We start from the raw sequence: 18,955 nt of genomic DNA, 5'->3' as shown, positions 1-18,955 counted from the left end.
AAACGCCACGGACTATCGTTGTCCCTGGCGTTTTCTGTATCTACGTTAGCTGACTTGAGCAGCTTCGGCTTCTGCCTGTTTCTTCCTGTGGTAGTTCTCCCGCCTCGCGGCAAGCATACGTTCATACCGGGCCTGGGCTTCGGGATCTCCGGCGGCAGCGTCCGCATACATTTTCTGACGGGACTTCTTTACCGCTTCTGACTGTTGCGCTCTCTGCTGCGCCAACTCTGCCGCCGCTACCGGGTCGGTTTCGGCGCGGGCTTTCAAATCCTGCAAAGCCGCCTTTTTCCGATTGCGATGGGCTTCCAGCCGTTCCGCTTCTTCTAGGGTGAGAGGCAAACCTGCCTCGGCACATCTGGCAAGTTCTTTCAACGTCCGCTGTTGGGGCTTCGGGGGCTGTGCGGACTTCTGCCTGTCACGCCACGCTTTGTGCTGCTCGGCTTTCTTCTGGCGGTGCGCCGCAAGCCGCTCCGCTTCCTCCGGGGTGAGATCGGCTCCATCCAGCTTGGCGAGTTCCTTCAGTGAGCGTTTGCGAGGCTTCTCTGGCTGACTGGCCTTTTTCTTGTCGCGTTGCTTCTGCTGATAGGCCCGATTGCGCTCTAACCGCCGTTCTTCCTCCGCCTGTTCCTCCGGGGTCAACAGGCCCGCCCGCTTCCTCGCGGTAAACTCCCGGCGCTCCTGCTTGTACCTCTCATACCGAACCTGGGCAAGCACCTGGGAGCGTTCCTCTTTCTCTGCCTGTTCCTCCTGCTGGCGGCGTTCTTCCTCCTGCTCCATCGGGGTCACAATGTCGGCGGGAACCTCAAACGCGCCAATGAAATTGAAATAGAAATCTAACCGCTGACGGCGCTGCTTTCCCCGTCCGTTGCCCTCATGGACAACGATTTTCTCGATAAACTCATTGAGAATGGGCGTAGTCAGTTCCGAAAAATCGGTGTACCGCTTGGCAAGGTCGATAAACTCCGTCATTCTCACCCGGTCGGCGTTCCAGTTGTCCAGCAAGCCCTGCCACTCCGTCATGGAGGCTTCCAGCGCGGCCTGTTCCTCGTCATACTCGGCAAGGAGACGGCTGAAATGCTTATCCGGCAGCTTGCCCGTGGCGTTGGCCTCGTACAGCTTCTTCACCAGTCCGTCCAGTTCGGCGTGGCGCTTCTTCGCCTGGACAATCTGTTTCCGGCAATCCTTGACTGCTTCCTCCTGGCGCAGACTGGATGCCTTTCGAACCCGCTGAACAAACTCCTGCTCGTTGTTGCGGACATACCAGCTTATCCGCTGGATGGCGGAGAGGATCGCCGCTTCCAGCTTTTGCGTGGCAACATAGTGAATGGTGCAATCCTCCATAGGTGCCCGGTATCTGGAACAGGTGAAAGCATCGTCAATGTACTTGCCTTGGACAAGACTGTTGTGGTGGGTCAGCTTTGCGCCGCAGTCGGCACAGTAGAGCAGTCCGGTTAAACGGTTAGGGGCATTACTCCGCTTGGGTGTCCGGCGCTTGGTTTCCCGCAAACGCTGAACATTGTGCCACGTTTCTTCGTCAATGATGGCGGGGACGGCTCCCTCAAATACAAATTGTTCCTCTGGCATTGTCCTGCGGGTGCTTTTAGTCTTGTAGTTCTCACAGACAGTCTTGCCCAGCACCTTGCGCCCCAGGTACTCCGGCCTTTTAAGAATATAACCCAGGGTGGTGGCAGACCATGCGTAGGGGTCGCGGTAGCTGTTGGCTCGAACAGGACAGCCGATACGCTTCCAGTGTTCGGAAGGGATGGGGATTTGCTCGGCCCGCAGCGTTCGGGCGATGCCGTTGACGCTCTGACCGTCCATGACCATCTGAAAGATGCGGCGCACAACGGCGGCAGCTTCCTCGTCGATCACCCACTCGCCCTTTTCTTCTTTTGAGGCGAGATAGCCATAGGGGACGGCCCCCGAACAGCGCAGGCCCTTTTCCATTCTGGACTTGAAAACGGTCTTGATTTTGCGGCTGGTGTCAGCAACGTACCACTCATTTATCACATCCCGGAAGATGGACATAATATCAAATCCATTGGCGGTGTCCAGGTTGTCATTGGCGGCGATAAAGCGGACGTTGTACTCGTCAAAGGTGCGTTTGAGCAAGCCGACCTCCACCACGTCACGGCCTATTCTGCTCTGGTCTTTGACAATGACGGTAGCCACATTTCCGGCCCGTATCTCGTCCACCATAGCGTCCAGGCCGGGCCGCTTGAAGGTCGTTCCCCGCACCCCGTCATCGGTGAAGTGGCGGACATTAGTGAAGCCATTTTTTCGGGCGTAGTCCTCCAGGATGCGCTTTTGATTTTCTACGGACACGCTCTCGTCAGACCGCCCATCGTCGTGAGATAACCTTTCGTACAATGCTGTGATTTTACCCTTTTGCTCCTGCTTCCTCATGTGTGTAACCTCCTGTTTTGTATTTTCACGACCTTTCTATCCTTATTATAGTGACCCTTTCGGGTCAGTGACCACATAGGAACTATGACATTGTAGAAGGTTGGGCTTGAGCCAAAACCGGGTCTTGCCGCTGCCGGAGCCGCCCACCACCAGCACATTTTTGTTCCGGGCGTTTTTGGGGTCCGGTGGGCGGTTGGACATCATCAGCCGTTCCGTTTTGGTCAGGATAATGTTGTCGGCAAATTTGGGAGCCATGAACGGCTCAATATCCTTGGCGGTGCCCCACCGGGCAGAGCCGTACTCCATGCCGTGGCGGTACTTCATGGCGTTTTTTCCACGCAAATAAACCGCCAGCCGTAACCCTGCACCGCAGCACAAGCCCACCAGCAAATCAAGCGGATGCAGGCTGGGCAGAGGGTTTGCAAATGCCACCGAGATTGTGCCCATCATGGACATGATCTTATCGCCCAGTTCCTTGCCCTCGGAAAGCCGCCACGCTTCTCCGAAATTCGTTGCTACCAGACCCAGCAGGATATAGGGCAGACACAGCGCCAGCAGCTTTGTCAGCTTTTTCGTGGTCACAGTCCTCGCTCCTGTTCCTTGTGCCGGACTTTGCCGGGGAGTTCTGCCGCAGCCTGCACCAGTTCATGCAGTTTTGCCAATACGGAGGGGCGTTTGTCCTTGTTCAGCAGGGATGCCGAATACTCTTTGAACGCCGAGTTGAAGGCTTCTGCGTCCGGGGCTTTGAAAAAGACCAGATACCGGGGCGGCACCTCGGAGGTGTCCTTACGGATGGCGTAGTCGATGCCGTACTTTTTGGCATAGCGTTCCAGACCACGGATGCCGGTCTTGCTGATCTCCACGCTGGACACGCCCCGGTTCTGCCGCAGAAGAGTGCGGACGCTCTGCTTACCTTGGGATGCCTTGGACTGGTACAGCCGAAACGCCGCTTTAACTGCCCGCAGGACAGTCCGGGCAGACAGCTTCGTGGTGGAGATCATAATGTTGAATGACTTCTGTTCGATTTCTTCCTGCACTGCCATCACCTCCCGTGCAGCAGGGTGATTTTAGCGGTCATGCTCTGCCGGGGGCTTGGTGCGGGGCTTTTCTGCGGGAGGTTCATCGGGCACCGGCAGCACCAGCAGACGGTTGCCCAGCTTCAGAAAGGCTTCCGGCTGATGAAAAAGCTGCTCATACTTCTGCGCCATCTCCGGGGTCAGGGATGCAAAATCCTCCTCGCCCAATCCCACCACTAGAAAGTCTCCGGCAACGGCATCGTACATCTGCCCGTTCTCATCCCGCAGGGCACGGTTCAACGGCAGTCCCATGAGCTTGCCCTCGTCATTGCAGATGATGGCCACCGGGTCTGCAAAGGGGTAAACAGCATCAATCGAGCCGCCCACCGCTTCCTGCAAGGCTTTCAGGTTGTTGTCAATCTCGACCTGCTGCGGATGCTGTCCCGGTGCAATTTTCAGCACCGAAAGGGTATTTTCATTCTGTTCCATTATCATTCTCCTCAAAGATGGTGCTCTCCTGCCCGACATGGGCGGCGTTCAGCAGAGTCGCCACGAAGAAGCCGAAAATGGCACCTGCCTCAAAAAGTGCGAAACCGATGAAAAAGTTCAGCATGGCACACCTCAGACGATGCAAATGCAGGGCAGCTTCTGATCGTCTGCCATGAGTGTGACGCTGTGGCTCGCCAGAAACTTCTGGAAACGGTACACGTCATCAATGGTAAGCGAAATGAAGTTCCCGTCCATGTTGGTGCGTACCAGAATGACCGGGCCAGTCAGGTAACGCTTGCCCGCCATCTTCAGAACCTGTGCCGGATTGTAGCAGAGCAGCAGCGAAGTGTCGGGAAGATGGATGCTGGCATCGCTTTCATCGAAGCAGGGCAGAATGTCAGGGGCTTCATCCAGAGTAATAACAGTCAGTTCCATATCCGGCGCAATGGCGGCAAAGTAGACTTCACCGGGCTTCTTGCCACCTGCCAGAATGGTGCAGATGCGCATATCAATGGTGATCTCCTCGGAACGAATCATACGAGTAGCGGTGTTGTTCATAGGCTTTTTCCTCCATGTTTGCAAAGAAAAAGACCAAAGTGGGTCTTGCGTTTTATCTGATCGTCAGCGTTCAGCTTCATGCTTGCGCTTTTTCATGCGCTGGTCGAGCATCTTGAGAATTGAATTTTCGATTTGTTCTGACGAATAGTTGCTCGGAAAATATTTTTTGATAGAATCGCTCCTGAATACAACTTTTTCGGTTTTACTTTCTTCCAAAAGCCCAATGATTTTTTCTTCCATCTCTCTCGGAGTAGAGCTTTCGGGAAAATATTTCCGCAGGGTATCGTTTTTGATAACAACTTTGTCCAATTCGTCCTTTTTCGGTTCACCCATCACGGCAAAGGCAACGTCATACGAGAAATGACCTTCCTGCGCCAGCTTTTTGAGCCGTTGCGCCTGTGAAAGCGATGGGGCGTTTTGCGTGTCAGCCATAGCTTCAAGAAAATCTCGCTGCTGGCTTTCATCAAGATAAGAGAGTTCCACCGCAGGGTTAAATGAGATTTTCTTTTCGTCTACCATGTCCAGCAGTTCCGGGATAAGATTGGTTAAGCGGATAAAACGGTGTACTTGGTTGCGGCTATCACCAGCTTCTTGTCCAACAATATCAAGAGCTTGCAACTTCATCCCAACTTGGGATGAAGTTAAATCTGACCTAGCACCTTGCCTTTTCAGTGCATCCAGTTTCATCTTATAGGCAAATGCCCGCTCACTCGGCAAAATCTGTTCGCGCTGAAGATTGGAATCAACCATGAGCAGAACGGCGGCATCGTCCGACATATCACGGACGATAACCGGCAGGGTTTTCAGTCTAGCAAGCTGTGCAGCGTGTTGGCGGCGATGGCCGGAAATGATTTCGTAGCCACCATCCGGGCGCGGACGAGCAATCAGCGGATTTGTGACACCCAACTGCTTTATGCTTTCTACTGTGCGCTGCATAGCTTCATCATCAATCACCTTAAAGGGATGGTCTTTGAACGGATACAACTCATCAATGGGAATTTGCTGTACCTGTTCGCGCTGTTCTTCCTGCCGCGTTTCTTCGGTGGAAAAAATATCATCGTAGCTGTTCAAACTGACGTTTAAGCCGTTTTTCGGCATCGGCCAACACCCCTTTGCGATGGAATGATAGGCTTCTGCCACTTTGCCTTTCGGGTCATACTGGAAAATGCTTTTTCCGGTCGTGCTGGTTTCGGCAGCGCGGACAGAACGGGGAATTGTCTGGTCGAACACTTTCAAATGCTTTCCGTAGGCTTGCCGAATCAGATTGCTGATTTGCTGCCCATAGATGGTGCGGCTGTCCGTCATGGTGAGCAGGATGCCCTCAATTTTCAGTTTCGGGTTTATCTGCCGCCTTACTTTCTGCACGGTTTGAAGCAACTGCTCCAGCCCTTTTGCCGAAAGATATTGTGCTTGCACCGGAATCAGTGCGGAATCTGCCGCTGCCAGCGCATTGACCGTCAGCATACCGAGAGAGGGAGTGCAGTCAATCAGAATATAGTCGTACTCGCGTTTTGCGCTTTCCAACACCTGTTTCATCACTTTCTCCCGGCTCATGGTATTCACCAGAGCCACTTCCAGTCCGGCCAGTTCGATGTTGGCCGGGATAAGGTCAACGCCCTCCGCATGGTGCAGAATCCCTTCGCCGGGTGGAATACACTGGTCGTTCATGGCTTTCTGCATAAGAGTAGAGAGTGTAGTGGGCAGTGCATCCGGGTCTTGCCAGCCCATACTGACAGTAAGCGAACCCTGTGGGTCAGCGTCCACAAGCAGAACTTTCTTGCCCTCCATTGCAAGCCCTACGCCCAAATTTTCACAGGTGGTGGTTTTGCCCGTGCCGCCTTTCTGGTTGATAACGGCTATCGTTGTTGCCTTTTTGGAAATTTTCATCACCTCCGAGCTGCTAAATCATGGTTGACTTTGTTTTGATAATAGAGCTGTATTGTGGTTGGAGCATTGAATAGTGCGGCCAGAAGGTACTGCTTCATATTCCGTATCGGGGAAGTGTTCGCTGCCAGACAGTCCAGTACGAAGCGGATGTGGTCTGCATTCAACTTTTTTAGCCGACTGAGCACAACTTCGGCGGGCTTATCATCGCCAGCGATTCTTATGAGTTTACGCTTGCTGTCACAGGTGTCCACCAGCAAATCTACGATCTGATAGATGGTATCTTCATCATCCGGGTAAAGCCGGAGAAGAAGTTCTATCTCCAAAGAATGTGAAAAATATTCTTCGAGCAGTTTACGATTCTTCATTTTCTCCAATTCATCGGAAAGGATAGGATTCGTATTATTCCGCTCTGTCTTACTCTTTTTATTCTTATTACATCGTGATTTGGGCGGGTCTTGACAAGCGTTTTTAGGACTTCCAGATTCGTGATTTTCACGATTCTGGACACGCTCATTTGAAAGGTCTGACGAAAAGTTTTTCACATACACCAAACTCGGTTTGCCCAGTCCACGGCGTTTTCGTTCAATTAAACCAAAATTTTCAAGTTCCCTGAGTAGCTTGGTCGCTTTGTTGTCTGCGCAACACAAAGCCCTCTTGACATCCTCGATCGTGAAAATGATGAACACCCGGCCTTGCTTGTCGAACCATTCATTTTTAACAGAAAGGCTCATGCGGTCAAGCAGGATGCCGTAGAGTGTTTTGGCATCGGTTGACAGATTTTGAAACCGCTGCTCCTGAAACAGTGCTTTGGGGATGCGATAGAACGAAAAAAGTTTTCCGGCCTGTCCATAGAAGTAGTCGAGCGTCATACAATTCTGTCAAGGATGAAAAAATGACGATGTTTCATTGACATGGTTGACAAATCCTCCTTATGAATAATTCGTGCAAACAAAAAAGCGCAATCTCGATTTTTGAAAATCGGAATTGCGCCATGTAACTTAGTAGGGGAGAATGGTCATTTGTCAGGGTCGGTTGACCACAATTTGACCACAAAAGAAACGAAACATCTTGACATCTAACGAAACAGAATGATAAAATAATTTTGAAATTTGATGATACTGCGTACAAGTGGTATCGGAGTGTCCATTGCGTTTTTGAGAGAAGCACAATGGGGTTCAAGAGGCCGTGAGTTCGATTCTCGCCACTCGGACCAAGCAAAAATAATCCGAACTTGTTTCCAATAGGAGATGGGTTCGGATTATTTGTTTTCTTCGGAAAATTAGCGTTTGCGAAGCAATGAAAGCCCCAGAGGGGCTTTTAAGCGACAGAACGGTCTGCGTTAGCAGATGGAGGGGCCTTGCCCCGACAAGTTCCATGCAGGTGTCCGTGGAAGATGAAATCCGAAATCATAGATTGACCGACATAAGCTACGACATGATTTCAGGAGGAAACGAACATGAAGTACGATGCAAGTGCTTGTCATTTCAACATGGACACCGTGTGCGTGGAACTGCTGCTCCGGGATGGGAGAATGATCTCCATCGACTGCACCGGGGTCGAGAATGCACTGGACGTGACCATGGCGCAGAGGTCGGAGTTGGATTATCTCATCTGCAATGATCCACTGGGTTATGCGGATTTGATTCTGAATGGTGATCCGGAGGAATATTTGAAAAACGTAACCGGGAGCCATGGGTTAGAAGATTAAGAAAAATGCCGTTCCAAAAGCAACTGGAACGGCATTTCTTATTTTTCGCCATTCGGAATCTTCTGTCCCCGAGGCTCCTGCCGGATGGCACGGAACTGCTCCGGCACATCCGCATCGGTCATCGCACCGGGGACATCCACTGTCCCAGCAGCTTTGGCGGCTTCATAGAACCAGCATTTATACTCCACGGTCTCCAGCGTGTGCTGTAACTGCTGGATTTGCTGGGTGAGCACCTCGCGCTGATGCCGGAACATTTCCAGCCGGGTGTCAATGGTGTCGTCTCCCTGCATGGAAAGCTCAATATACTGCCGGATATCCTTGATGGACATTCCGGCTTTTTTCATGCAACGGATGACCTGCAGCCACTCGAAGTCGTTTTCCCGGAACATCCGAATGCCGCCGGAGGAACGCTCCACAAAGGGAAGTAACCCTTCTTTGTCGTAGTAGCGCAGGGTGGAGGCAGGTACGCCCAGCTTTTGTGCCATTTCACCTACGGTATAGATCATCTGAAACCTCCGTTTTTTCAAAAAGCCCTTGACTTAAAGTGCGCTTTAAGTTGTATGATAAAATCAAACTTTATCAACATCATAATGCGGATGCACTCCGCTGTCAAGGAGGTTCCTATGAGCAAGAAGGTATTGATTTTGTCTGGAAGTCCCCGGAAGGGCGGTAACTCTGATATTCTATGCGATGAATTTCTGCGTGGAACGCAGGATGCCGGGCACAAAGCAGAAAAGATCCGGGTCGCTGAGAAAAAGGTGGCTCCCTGTTCCGGCTGCTACTATTGCAGCACCCACGGCGGAGCCTGCGTCCACAAGGATGATATGGCAGACATCCTGCAAAAGATGATCGATGCCGATGTCATTGTGCTGGCAAGCCCGGTATACTTCTACTCCATCAGTGCCCAGTTGAAGGCAGTAATCGACCGTACCGTGGCACGGTGGCTTGAGGTCAAAGACAAGGAATTCTACTACATCACCACCATGGCAGACGAGGAAAAATCCTCTGCAGATACTACGCTGGCCTGCTTCCGGGGCTATGCAGACTGCGTGGAAGGTGCCGTGGAAAAGGGAGTCCTTGTAGCAGGTGGCGTTTACGAGCCGGGTGCAGTGTGCGGTACGCCTGCCATGGCACAGGCTTACGAGATGGGGAGGAACGTATAATGGCAGTGAAACAGACAGCAGGGCGGGATGCTCTGGGCGAATTTGCGCCAAAATTTGCGGAACTTAACGATGAGGTACTATTCGGGCAGGTGTGGAGCCGAGAGGATAAACTCTCCCTCCGGGACCGCAGCCTTGTGACGGTGGTGGCACTGATGGCGCAGGGACTGACGGACTCCTCGTTTCGGTATCACCTGACGGCAGCGAAAAACAACGGTATTACCCGGACTGAGATTGCAGAGATCCTGACCCATGCGGCGTTTTATGTGGGTTGGCCCAAGGCGTGGGCGGCTTTCCGTATGGCCAAGGAAGTCTGGGCAGAGGACGCTGCAGAGGATGCCAAGGCAAAGCACCAGAGTGAAATGGTGTTCCCCATCGGTGCATCCAACGACGGTTTTGCACAATATTTCAGCGGAAAAAGCTATCTGGCACCCTTGTCCACCGCACAGGTTGGCATTTACAACGTCACCTTTGAGCCGGGCTGCCGGAACAACTGGCACATCCATCATGCCGCAAAGGGTGGCGGGCAGATCCTTGTCTGCGTGGCAGGCCGGGGCTACTATCAGGAATGGGGCAAAGCGCCGCAGGAGCTGCATCCGGGCAATGTGTTGAACATTCCCCCGGAGGTCAAGCACTGGCACGGTGCTGCACCCGATTGCTGGTTCTCTCATCTGGCAGTGGAAGTACCCGGCGAAGGCACCTCTAACGAGTGGTGCGAGCCGGTGCCGGAAGAAACCTATAAGGAGTTGCGGTGATGCGTTTTGACGTACACCCAACCATGATGAAACAAAAACAGGGTGCGTCCACCAGCAGAGTTCCCATAAAACAGTATTTGCAAAAGTTCCCTAAATGGGGAAGATTTGGCGTGACTTCGGTCATGCCTTTTCTTTTGCTTCCAGTTCATCCAGAGGGATGTACCCCAGCCCATCGTACTTGATATGGATGTGCTGCACCCGCTTTCCGCTGGACTTATCCGGGGCATCCACATAGATAGCCGACACCAGTTCACGGAGAGCATAGGGGTGAGTTCTTCAATATGGACGTACTTGTGCGCTTTCTGGACGAACTTTTCAATATTCTCAATTTGCTGTTCCTGTACTTCGACTTCCTGTTGGAAAGAGAGGACGTCCTCTTCCAGCTGCTTCTGCTCGGCATCGTAACTCTGGCTCATCATGTCGAAGCGGGCATCGCTCAGCTTTCCACTGGCGTTGTCCTCGTAGATTTTCATGAACAGCCGTTTGAGATCTGCGATTCGCTTCTCATTTCGGGCAAGCTGCTTCTTCAGGACAGTCAGCTTTTCGCTGCTTTCCACCCGAAGCTGTTCCTCCATGACCTTGCGGAAGTAGTCTTCATGGCAAAGGATGTAGTCTGTCACCTGCTGGATATGGTTCAGCACACGGCCTTCCAGAACCTTTACCCGGATGAAGTGTCCCTTGCACCTGCTCCCGTTCTTCTTGTGCAGAGAGCAATCAAAGAAGTCTTGACTGAAGTCCCTGTTATTGGACGAACCATATTGCATCTTGGAACCGCAGTCAGCACAGTAGACCATACCGGAGAAAATGCTGCTCTTGCCTGTCCGGGTCATGCGGTGACGCTGACTACGAATCTCCTGAACCTTTTCAAACACATCATCGTCGATAATGCGCTCATGTGTATCCGAGAAGATAGCCTGATTTTTCACAGGATTCAGATGTTTCTTTTTATCCCAGATAGAGTTAGTATAGGTCTTGAAGTTGACTGTGCAGCCAGTGTACTCCCGGCGTTCCAGAATCAAACTTACTGCTCTTTTATCCCAGCGATAAGGGTCTTCCGGGGCAGGTGCGTTTGTACTCCGGCCATGGCTCAACTTGTAGGCGGTAGGAGTCAGAACTTTGTCCACCCACAGTTGGTTTGCAATTTGGGTCGGGCCACGGCCTTCCATGCACATGGAGAAGATGCGCTTCACGACCGCAGCCGCTTCCGGATCAACAAGCCAATGTTTCGGGTTCTCCGGGTCTTTCACATAGCCGTACGGCACATTGACCGTCAGCGGTACTCCACGCTCTCCCTTGGCCTTCTGAACGGCCCGAATCTTGCGGCTGGTATCGCGGGCGTAAAACTCGTTGAACCAGTTCTTAATGCCTGCAAAATCGTTGTTTATGCTGTTCGGGTCAATGGTGTCATAGTTGTCATTAATGGCAATGTAGCGAACGCCATACTGGGGAAAGGTAAAGTTGGTGTACAGACCAGTCAAGGCGGAATTGCGCCCCAGTCGGGACAAATCCTTCGTGATAACGATTCCTATATGTCCCGCTTCGATCTCGGTCAGCATACTCTGGAAGCCGGGACGGTCATAGTTCGTGCCGGAGTAGCCATCATCCACAAAGAACACCGGGTTCGGGAAGTGGTTCTTTTTGGCGTATTCCAGAAGGATGGCCTTCTGGTTCTCAATGGACAGGCTTTCACCGAGCCGTGCGTCCTCTTGCGACAGTCGGCAGTAAAGTGCGGTGATTTTATTCGTTGCTCCAGACATTGTTGTGTCCTCCTTACTCTGTGGAGCAACTGTCGGTACAGGATTGGTTACCGGGTCAAGTATAGCAGAATTGGACGCAGTTGTCATTCGTCTGCACCCTCATCTTCAAATTTTTGCTGGGCGTTCTTGGCAACAATGCGCTCCAGCTTCTTCAAAAAGGATTCCTTGCCCTCATAGCTGCCGGTCACGGTGTAGGTGGTGTGACCGACTTTCTCCGTGGTGGTCAGTTCAGGAATCCAGAATGCAGACAGGTTCTTGACATGGAGATTGCCGTTCTCATCTACATAGGAGCCGTGTTTCTTCTGCTCTTCGGTCAAGGGCTGCCGCTTGAAATAGATTTCATTTTCGGAGATGCTCACGGTTTCGCTGGCTTGCTCCTTCGGGGTATCGTCATACAGCTGTGCGAAAAACGCCAATGCATCTTCGGGTGGTTCTTCCTCCATGAGTTGCTCGAAAACTCGCTGTTCCTCTGCCGAGAGGTTGTTCCATGCAGCATCCAACTCCTGCTCACTGGCTGCATTGACAAAGGCTTCGATTTCTTTTTTCATGGTGCATCCTCCTTTGGCTGTGAAAAGCGGATTTTCAAAAAGTGTGGGTTTTCGTGAGAGCAAGAATCGTCCCGTGGCCACAAATTTTCAATACTTGAAAATTCTTGCCCCTTTGGGACTGCTTCTTGTTGGGGCGTGCCTGCCCCAAACCCTGCTAGATAAAAGCAAAGGGGCATTATCTGCCCCGATGCTTTTCCTTTCGCTTCTGCTGTTTCAGTTCAAACTGACGCTGCTTTTCTGCTTCGCGTTGTTTACGGCTAAGTGCTTTTCGCACCAGCTTGTTTTCTTCTCGCTGCATTTGCAACGCCTGCTGTGACTTTGTACCGATTCCTGTGGCAACTGTTTCCTTTCGGATTTGCCGTTGCAATCGCTTTGGGTTCACAGACTCTTTCTTTACAACTGTCTCAACAGATGGACTGAAGCGCAGCCGACTGTAATTTTTGAGCAGATACTCCCAGACTTCATAGTCCTTTGGTTCTGCACCAAACACGACTTTACACACTGAAAGCTTTCTTCTCTCAATACGTTCAAATACTCCAATCCAGAATGGAGCCTCAAAAAATACAGTCAGCTTTGTAGAATCAATATCCATAACGAAACCCTCCTGAAATAAATCCTTACAGGAACGGACAACCCGGAGGGGAAGGTTACTTACCTACACCGTGCGGTGTAGACGGCTGGGCTACCTACCAGCTCTGGCATCTCTCAGAAAGAAATGCGTTGCGTTTTTATCCTGCTTTTATTATATAAAGCACATCCCTGTGCATTATATCTACCTTAATTGGTTTTCCAAGTGAAGTATACCACACTCGTGGTCAAATGACCACCCATATATACGAGAATTTGGCTGTTTTACTGCGTACGTGCGTACCAACCTTCCGTACGCACGTACGCAGCGATTCGTCCGAAACGTACCTTATACAACCGTTCCCCCTCGGAGAGCCCACGGCACTTTGCAGGCCGCAGGGATGAAAGTGTCATAGTGGGTTATTACACTTCCGCAGAAGTGCCTTTTCCTCGCCGCAAACAGCCGGGTGCGCCTTTGTGAGAGCTTTCTATGCGGCGAATCCACATCGCCCACAGGCGATGTGAGCAGGGATTCTAAAGGGGCGCAGCACCCTTGGCACACAACTTTGCTACAAAGTCTAGTGTGTTACACCTTTCCAGAGGTGTACACGTTCCTGAAATGCAAAAAGTCCCATATCCAATACCTTGACGGTGCGGACATGGGACTTGATGCTTCCTTGGCCTAGCCGGGTACTCGTAACCAATCCTGACAGGCAGTTGCCGTGTCATTTCTCGAAAACTGTTTTACGAATACCCAGCACCCGGACGCACCCTGCCAAAAGCCACAGACGATAGCGATATGTACAACAGGGAGTTCCCCAGTGGGAACTTCCTGTTTTTCGTTGTTTGCATGATGGGCCTGTTCCGCCTGCCATAGGCAAGCTCGCGTTTGCGCAGCGCAGCGGAGCAATGAAAGCCCCAGTGGGGCTTTTAAGCGACCGAACGGTCTTGCGTTAGCAAGATGGAGGGGCCTCCGCCCCGACAAGTGACCGCTGGCCTTCCGCGCTGTTCCAGCAGACAAGGATGGCCGGGTAGAATGCCCGCGCCAGACGGTCAATGACTTCATCGGGATAAGGGGAAGTATTTATGGACTTTTTCTTTTTGTTCAAACGCACGCTCCTTTGATCGTCCCACCGTGGCAAAGTCGGGCGAGAAAATCAAAGTTCCAATTTTTATCAGGCGCAAGGGCGCGGAAGTTTTCCACCCTGCACTTGCGGCTGGTGGCTCATTGATGGCTTAAAGCAAAAAGCTCTAGGCTTAACCCCTCTTCTTTGCGGATCTTTCTGATTCGTTCTCCAACAAGGGATGCTAGTTCGGCTGGTTCAGATTCAGGCTGATCTTTCGCTTTTTTCACAGAGAACACCTCATTTGCGGGCAATCATCAGATGCCACGGAACGTAAAGGTGAACTCCACAGGCTTGGTCACATCAGGAATATACTCCGGGTGGACATTGGCGCCCCAGCTGTCATCGCCGCCAACGCCCATCTGCTCGCCCATAGCACGGATGACCGTGTAATGGACCGGGGGCAGCTCGTAGGGATGCTTGGCACTCTCCATTTCATGGGGAGTGTAGGGCAGCGCAGAGAAGAACATGGGCTTTGCGGCATCTGCGGTAAACAGCAGCCCGCGACCCTTGCGGTCCACTACCTTTGCCCAGCGCACAGCGGTCTTTGCACCGCACTCCTGCGGCACAAGGTACTGTGCCATGTTGTCTGCGACCTTGTTCTGGTAAATGCCCAGCTTTGCACCATGCTGACGATCCCAGTAGGTCTCCGCAGGGCCGTTTCCGTACCACTCCACCGTGTCGTAGTCAGCGTCGATCTTGAACAGTACGCCGAACTCCGGCATTGCTGCAAGTCCTTCCACCGGGTCATAGTGCAGGGTGGTCTGGATGCGGCCATCACCGAACACACGGTACTGTAAGCTGCACTCTGCTGCGGGGCTGGTCTGGAGGTTATAGAGATAGGTCACGACTACGCTGTCGGCTTCCACCTCGCAGGTGGGGTTCTGGAGGATGGTGCCGCCATGAACAGACGGGATCTCCTTGCCGATGCCCTTGGCGGTAGCGTACAGGCTTGCCAGCTTCCACTGACCGCGAACGCCGCCCATGTTGTTGCCGCAGTCGTTGTCGGTGGGAGCGCGCCAGAAGTTGGGACGGGGAATCTCCTGAATCATCTCCTTGCCGGCATAGCGGTAGGAAGTCAGACCGCCGTTCAGATCGGAGAACAAAACATCGAAATTCTCGCCCCGGACACCGATGTTGTGTGTACCGTGCGTAACGGTAAACGGCGTGACCTTCTTGCTGGGAATGGAACGAACCACAGCGATCACACCCTGTCCAAAGGCGACTTCATGACCTTTCTTTGCCCAGCTGGTGTCCTCCTTCAAACGGAAGCTGATGGTCACTGCATATTCACCGGGGAGCGCAGGGACCATAAACGGCAGCGGGAAGCTGGAACGTTCTTCGGGAGCAACATCAATATTGGTCAGTTCCTGTTGCTGATACAACTTTCCATCACGATGCAGCAGTGCAACGCAGTCGAAAGCATCCGTAGAGGTGAACAGGTTCTTATTCCAGACTTCAAAGCCAGAGTTGTCGATGGAAACGGCGATGTTCTGATAGCAGAACTTGACCTCCTGCATCTTGGGAGAAGGAGCACGGTCACCACCATAGGCAATGCCGTTTCCGCTGAAATTATAGTCGGTAGGACGCTCACCGAAGTCGCCGCCGTAGGCTTGGAACCACTTGCCGTAGCGGTCTTTTTTCCAGATGGACTGGTCGATGTAATCCCAGATAAAGCCGCCCTGATAGCCGCAGTTCTTCTGGTCGGCAAGTTCCGTGTACTTGTGCAAAGCACCGTTGGAGTTGCCCATAGCATGAGAATATTCGCACTCGATATAAGGCCGCTTATCGCCCTGTGCCAGATACTCTTTAATGTCCTTCACAGTGCTGTACATATGGCTCTCGATATCGGTGGTTTTGAGGAAGCGGGGATCATTGACCACACCTTCGTAATGCACCAGACGGGTGTCATCAAAGCGGCGGACCATCTCTGCCATCTGGAGCAGGGTCTCACCGCCAAACGATTCGTTGCCCAGAGACCAGATCAGAACAGCAGGATGGTTTTTATCACGCTGGTAAGTGGAATTCATGCGGTCAAACAAGACAGCTTTCCACTCCGGCTTATCATTGGGCAAAACGCCCTCGATGTCGCGAAAGCCCGCCTGATGGATATCCCATGTGCCATGGGATTCCAGATTGTTCTCTGCAATCAGATACAGACCATACTCGTCGCACAGGTCGTACAGTGCATCCTGATTCTGGTAATGGCTGGTGCGGATGGCATTGATGTTGTTCTGCTTCATGGTGATGATGTCCCGAAGCAGTTCCTCATGGGTGTGTACGCCCACAGCACGACCCGTAATGGAGCTGAACTCATGACGGTTGGCACCCTTGAACACGATGCGCTTGCCGTTGAGCAGCATCCGATTGTTCTTCAGCTCGAACTTGCGGAAACCGACTTTCTGCCCGGTCACCTCTACCAGATGGCCTGCATCGTCCAGCAGCTCGATTTCCAGTTCATACAGAGCCGGGTCCTCTGCACTCCACAGGTGGGGGTTCTCCACCGCATGGCTGAACAGAGCAGAACCGCCGTTCAGTGCGATTTCTTCGGAGAACACTTCCAGCTCACTGCGGCGCAGGGTCAGACGGGCTGCGCCCTTACCCTCCACCTGCAATGCAACTTCCAGCGTGGAATGAGTAAAATCATCCCCGGCAAACAGCGTTTTGACGGATACATCTTCCAGATGCACGGTGGGGATGGCGTACAGCCACACGCTGCGGAAGATGCCGGAGAAGCGGAAGAAGTCCTGATCTTCGCACCAGCTGGAGGAAGTCCACTTGAACACCTGCACAGCAAGTTTGTTCACGCCCGGCTGGAGATAGGGAGTCAGATCGAATGCGTGTGCGGAGAAGCTGTCCTCGGTGTAACCCACATAAGACCCGTTCAGCCAAAGAGCCATGCCGCTTTCCACACCCTCGAACTCGATGTGGACGGGCTTGCCCTGCATGGATTCCGGCAGCTCGAAGTATTTTACATAGCTTGCCACCGGATTGAACCGCTGCGGGATCTCACCCGGCTGTACTTCTTCACGGCCATCCCACGGATACTGAATATTCGCGTACTGGGGAATGTCGTAGCCCTCCATCTGGATGTGTGCCGGAACATGAATGTCATCCCAGCCGCTGCAATCGTAATCTGTCTTTTCAAAGCCGGGGATGGCACTGGTGTAGTTTTTTGCGTAGGCGAATTTCCAGATACCGTCCAGCTTCAGCGCCAAAGAAGAGGAGCCTGTCCGATATTCTTCGCGGGAAGCGTAAGTACGGAAACTTGCATGAGCATTCAGCACGTTTTCCTTGAAAAAGGTGGGGTCTTTTACTTTTGCAAAATCAAATGCAGCCATAGTATTTCCTCATTTACCTTTTATAATTTTATAATATTTCTCCAGCCTCCCCGGAGGAATCGCTGGATTCCTCCGGGGAACAGCAGATGAAGGAGAAATGATAATGGCTTGTTATCAGACTGCTGCACGCAGTTTTTCATTTGCTTCTTCAACTTTCAGATGAGACAGAATGAAGGTGATGATGGCATCCAGAGCAAACGGAATCACCAGATACATGATCTTCAGCATATTGATGCAGGAATCCGGCTGAACGGTCAGAGCGCTGTCAAAATGGCTTGCTGCCAGCAGCCAGCCGGTGATGGCAGTACCCAGACCGCCGCCCAGCTTCACACCGAGAGAAGTGCAGGAGTACATCGTGCCATCCACGCGCTTATGCTTCGTCAGCCAAGTATATTCAGAGCAGGCTGCGATTACAGCGTTCATATCGCCCTGCCAAGGACCCTGACCAAGAGCTGCGATTGCAGTAAAGAGCAGCATCAAGGTCACATTGCCGCTGCCCATGTAACCAGCTACAGCAACCAGTGCACGAGAAATCGTTGCCAGAGTATAGCTCATCACATTCAGCTTATACATTCCATTCCACTTTGCAACCAAGGTCGGGGTGAACACCAGTGCGATGATCAGAGGAATGTTGATTGCCCAAGAGAATACACCGAACAGATTCTGGTTGCCAAGGATGTAGGTTGCATAGTAGGTGCCCATGCTGATCATGGCACCGTAGATCTGCTGCAAAATGTAGGTGACGCAAATCATCATATAATATTTGTTACCAGCAAGCAGCTTTGCAGCCTGAACCAGATTGTACTTTTCGTCCTGCTCGATTTCCTTTTTGTTGGTGGTATCCACCAATTCGCCTTCCGGCAGTTCCTTCACGGAGAGAACGGAGAGGGTGTTGACAAGCAGACCGATGATGGCGTAGATGATTGCAACAGTGCGCCAACCGGCAGCACCACCGCCCAATGCCGTAACAGCACCCAGCGTGATGGACTGGATGAGCAGGCTGGTGGCAAAGGCGAACATGAAACGCCAGGAACCCATCTCGACCTGTTCGGCACTGTTCTTCGTGACGAGAGCAGTCAGTGCAGAGTAAGCAATGTTGTTGGCAGTGTAGAATACAGCGTTCAGCAGAGTATATGCGATCAGGAACCATGCGTACTGTGCAAACTGTCCCAGATTGGTCGGGATGGCGAAAATTGCCACCAGCGTAATGGCACAGCCAATGTAGCCGTACAGCATCCAAGGACGGGCTTTGCCCATCTTAGAATGCGTTTTGTCAATCAAAGAACCAAAGAAAATGTCCGTCACACCGTCCAGCAGTTTGGAAACTGCAATCAGAGTGCCGACAATACCGGGGTTCAGGCCAACGGTGTTGGTCAGATAGATCATGACGAAGGAGGACAGGAATGCATACACCACGTTGCCTGCAATATCGCCTGAACCATAGCCGACTTTATTATACCACTTTAGATAACGTTTCTCAGTCATTGTGCTTTCTCCCATCTTGCTTGTTTTGTGTGGGCGCGACCAATCTGCTGCGCACTTCAGACTGGAATTCTCATTACGCAAGTTGCCCAAATCTCTTGCGTTCCGTCTGAAAATATTATAGAATCTAATGGAACGAAAAGATATAGACAAGATG

The 18,955-nt window shown here is 52.1% G+C and carries 17 protein-coding genes and 3 pseudogenes; 3 read left to right on the top strand and 17 right to left on the bottom strand.

Going from position 1 to position 18,955, the window contains the following annotated elements; translation table 11 throughout:
* Nucleotides 1-45: 45 nt before the first annotated feature.
* The 9 genes and pseudogenes from PXT33_RS08815 to PXT33_RS08775 all read right to left on the bottom strand — a co-directional run bounded on the left by PXT33_RS08815 (nucleotide 46) and on the right by PXT33_RS08775 (nucleotide 7,225).
* Entirely contained in the window at nucleotides 46-2,406 is a 2,361-nt protein-coding gene (locus PXT33_RS08815; protein ID WP_021631982.1) for a recombinase family protein, read from the bottom strand.
* Nucleotides 2,407-2,454: 48 nt separating this feature from the next.
* Nucleotides 2,455-2,988 (bottom strand): annotated as a pseudogene (locus tag PXT33_RS08810) (type IV secretory system conjugative DNA transfer family protein); the annotation flags it as partial.
* The gene (locus tag PXT33_RS08805) at nucleotides 2,985-3,443 is read right to left on the bottom strand and encodes a PcfB family protein (protein WP_097785568.1); all 459 of its coding nucleotides are present in this window, start codon (nucleotides 3,441-3,443) and stop codon (nucleotides 2,985-2,987) included. The gene PXT33_RS08805 and the pseudogene PXT33_RS08810, both read right to left, overlap by 4 nt.
* Before the next feature lie 30 nt (nucleotides 3,444-3,473).
* A complete protein-coding gene (locus PXT33_RS08800) occupies nucleotides 3,474-3,911 on the bottom strand; it encodes a DUF3846 domain-containing protein (RefSeq protein WP_332376365.1) in 438 nt (145 codons plus the stop codon).
* Nucleotides 3,898-4,035 carry a hypothetical protein gene (locus PXT33_RS08795; RefSeq protein ID WP_332376363.1) on the bottom strand — a complete coding sequence of 46 codons (138 nt, stop codon included), beginning with the start codon at nucleotides 4,033-4,035 and terminating at the stop codon, nucleotides 3,898-3,900. The genes PXT33_RS08800 and PXT33_RS08795 overlap by 14 nt, the downstream gene beginning before the upstream one ends.
* A gap of 8 nt (nucleotides 4,036-4,043) precedes the next feature.
* Nucleotides 4,044-4,469, bottom strand: a complete 426-nt coding sequence (locus PXT33_RS08790; RefSeq protein WP_015565006.1) for a hypothetical protein — start codon at nucleotides 4,467-4,469, stop codon at nucleotides 4,044-4,046.
* A 63-nt stretch (nucleotides 4,470-4,532) separates the two neighbouring features.
* Nucleotides 4,533-5,567 (bottom strand): ParB/RepB/Spo0J family partition protein, encoded by a 1,035-nt coding sequence (locus PXT33_RS08785; RefSeq protein ID WP_112121920.1) that lies wholly within the window; start codon nucleotides 5,565-5,567, stop codon nucleotides 4,533-4,535.
* Nucleotides 5,524-6,356: pseudogene (locus PXT33_RS08780) on the bottom strand (ParA family protein). The gene PXT33_RS08785 and the pseudogene PXT33_RS08780 overlap by 44 nt, the downstream one beginning before the upstream one ends.
* Nucleotides 6,356-7,225 carry a DUF6017 domain-containing protein gene (locus PXT33_RS08775; protein WP_112121921.1) on the bottom strand — a complete coding sequence of 290 codons (870 nt, stop codon included), beginning with the start codon at nucleotides 7,223-7,225 and terminating at the stop codon, nucleotides 6,356-6,358. Before PXT33_RS08775 ends, PXT33_RS08780 begins: the two are co-directional and overlap by 1 nt.
* Nucleotides 7,226-7,812: 587 nt before the next feature.
* On the opposite strand from PXT33_RS08775, the gene PXT33_RS08770 reads away from it, so the two are divergent.
* Nucleotides 7,813-8,064 carry a DUF6061 family protein gene (locus PXT33_RS08770; protein WP_332376361.1) on the top strand — a complete coding sequence of 84 codons (252 nt, stop codon included), beginning with the start codon at nucleotides 7,813-7,815 and terminating at the stop codon, nucleotides 8,062-8,064.
* A gap of 38 nt (nucleotides 8,065-8,102) precedes the next feature.
* Here PXT33_RS08770 and PXT33_RS08765 read toward each other — a convergent pair whose 3' ends face one another.
* Nucleotides 8,103-8,570, bottom strand: coding sequence for a MerR family transcriptional regulator (locus PXT33_RS08765; protein WP_332376359.1), 468 nt, complete (start codon nucleotides 8,568-8,570; stop codon nucleotides 8,103-8,105).
* 117 nt (nucleotides 8,571-8,687) lie between these two features.
* Between PXT33_RS08765 and PXT33_RS08760 the strand changes: the two genes are divergently transcribed.
* Nucleotides 8,688-9,227: a flavodoxin family protein gene (locus PXT33_RS08760; protein WP_332376358.1), complete on the top strand. Its 540-nt coding sequence runs from the start codon at nucleotides 8,688-8,690 to the stop codon at nucleotides 9,225-9,227.
* A complete protein-coding gene (locus PXT33_RS08755; RefSeq protein ID WP_332376357.1) occupies nucleotides 9,227-9,979 on the top strand; it encodes a carboxymuconolactone decarboxylase family protein in 753 nt (250 codons plus the stop codon). Before PXT33_RS08760 ends, PXT33_RS08755 begins: the two co-directional genes overlap by 1 nt.
* Nucleotides 9,980-10,099: 120 nt before the next feature.
* Here the strand turns inward: PXT33_RS08755 and PXT33_RS08750 are convergent, their stop codons facing one another.
* From PXT33_RS08750 to PXT33_RS08720, 7 genes and pseudogenes are all read right to left on the bottom strand, one after another.
* Nucleotides 10,100-10,210, bottom strand: a complete 111-nt coding sequence (locus PXT33_RS08750) for a hypothetical protein (RefSeq protein WP_242985090.1) — start codon at nucleotides 10,208-10,210, stop codon at nucleotides 10,100-10,102.
* Nucleotides 10,211-10,662: 452 nt separating this feature from the next.
* Nucleotides 10,663-11,736 (bottom strand): annotated as a pseudogene (locus tag PXT33_RS08745) (recombinase family protein); the annotation flags it as partial.
* Between the two features lie 83 nt (nucleotides 11,737-11,819).
* Nucleotides 11,820-12,284 carry a hypothetical protein gene (locus PXT33_RS08740; protein WP_117534679.1) on the bottom strand — a complete coding sequence of 155 codons (465 nt, stop codon included), beginning with the start codon at nucleotides 12,282-12,284 and terminating at the stop codon, nucleotides 11,820-11,822.
* Nucleotides 12,285-12,459: 175 nt separating this feature from the next.
* A complete protein-coding gene (locus PXT33_RS08735) occupies nucleotides 12,460-12,876 on the bottom strand; it encodes a YjdF family protein (protein ID WP_117534678.1) in 417 nt (138 codons plus the stop codon).
* Between the two features lie 1,200 nt (nucleotides 12,877-14,076).
* On the bottom strand, nucleotides 14,077-14,205 hold the full coding sequence (locus PXT33_RS08730) for a hypothetical protein (protein ID WP_275541411.1): 129 nt from the start codon (nucleotides 14,203-14,205) through the stop codon (nucleotides 14,077-14,079).
* Nucleotides 14,206-14,232: 27 nt separating this feature from the next.
* Entirely contained in the window at nucleotides 14,233-17,316 is a 3,084-nt protein-coding gene (locus PXT33_RS08725) for a glycoside hydrolase family 2 TIM barrel-domain containing protein (protein ID WP_332376355.1), read from the bottom strand.
* Between the two features lie 114 nt (nucleotides 17,317-17,430).
* A complete protein-coding gene (locus PXT33_RS08720) occupies nucleotides 17,431-18,801 on the bottom strand; it encodes an MFS transporter (RefSeq protein ID WP_097775450.1) in 1,371 nt (456 codons plus the stop codon).
* Nucleotides 18,802-18,955 lie beyond the last annotated feature (154 nt).

The sequence above is a fragment of the Faecalibacterium taiwanense genome (assembly GCF_036632915.2).
GTDB lineage: Bacteria > Bacillota > Clostridia > Oscillospirales > Ruminococcaceae > Faecalibacterium > Faecalibacterium taiwanense.
Note: the sequence above shows the minus strand (reverse complement) of the source record. Positions and strands in the feature narration are given on the sequence as shown.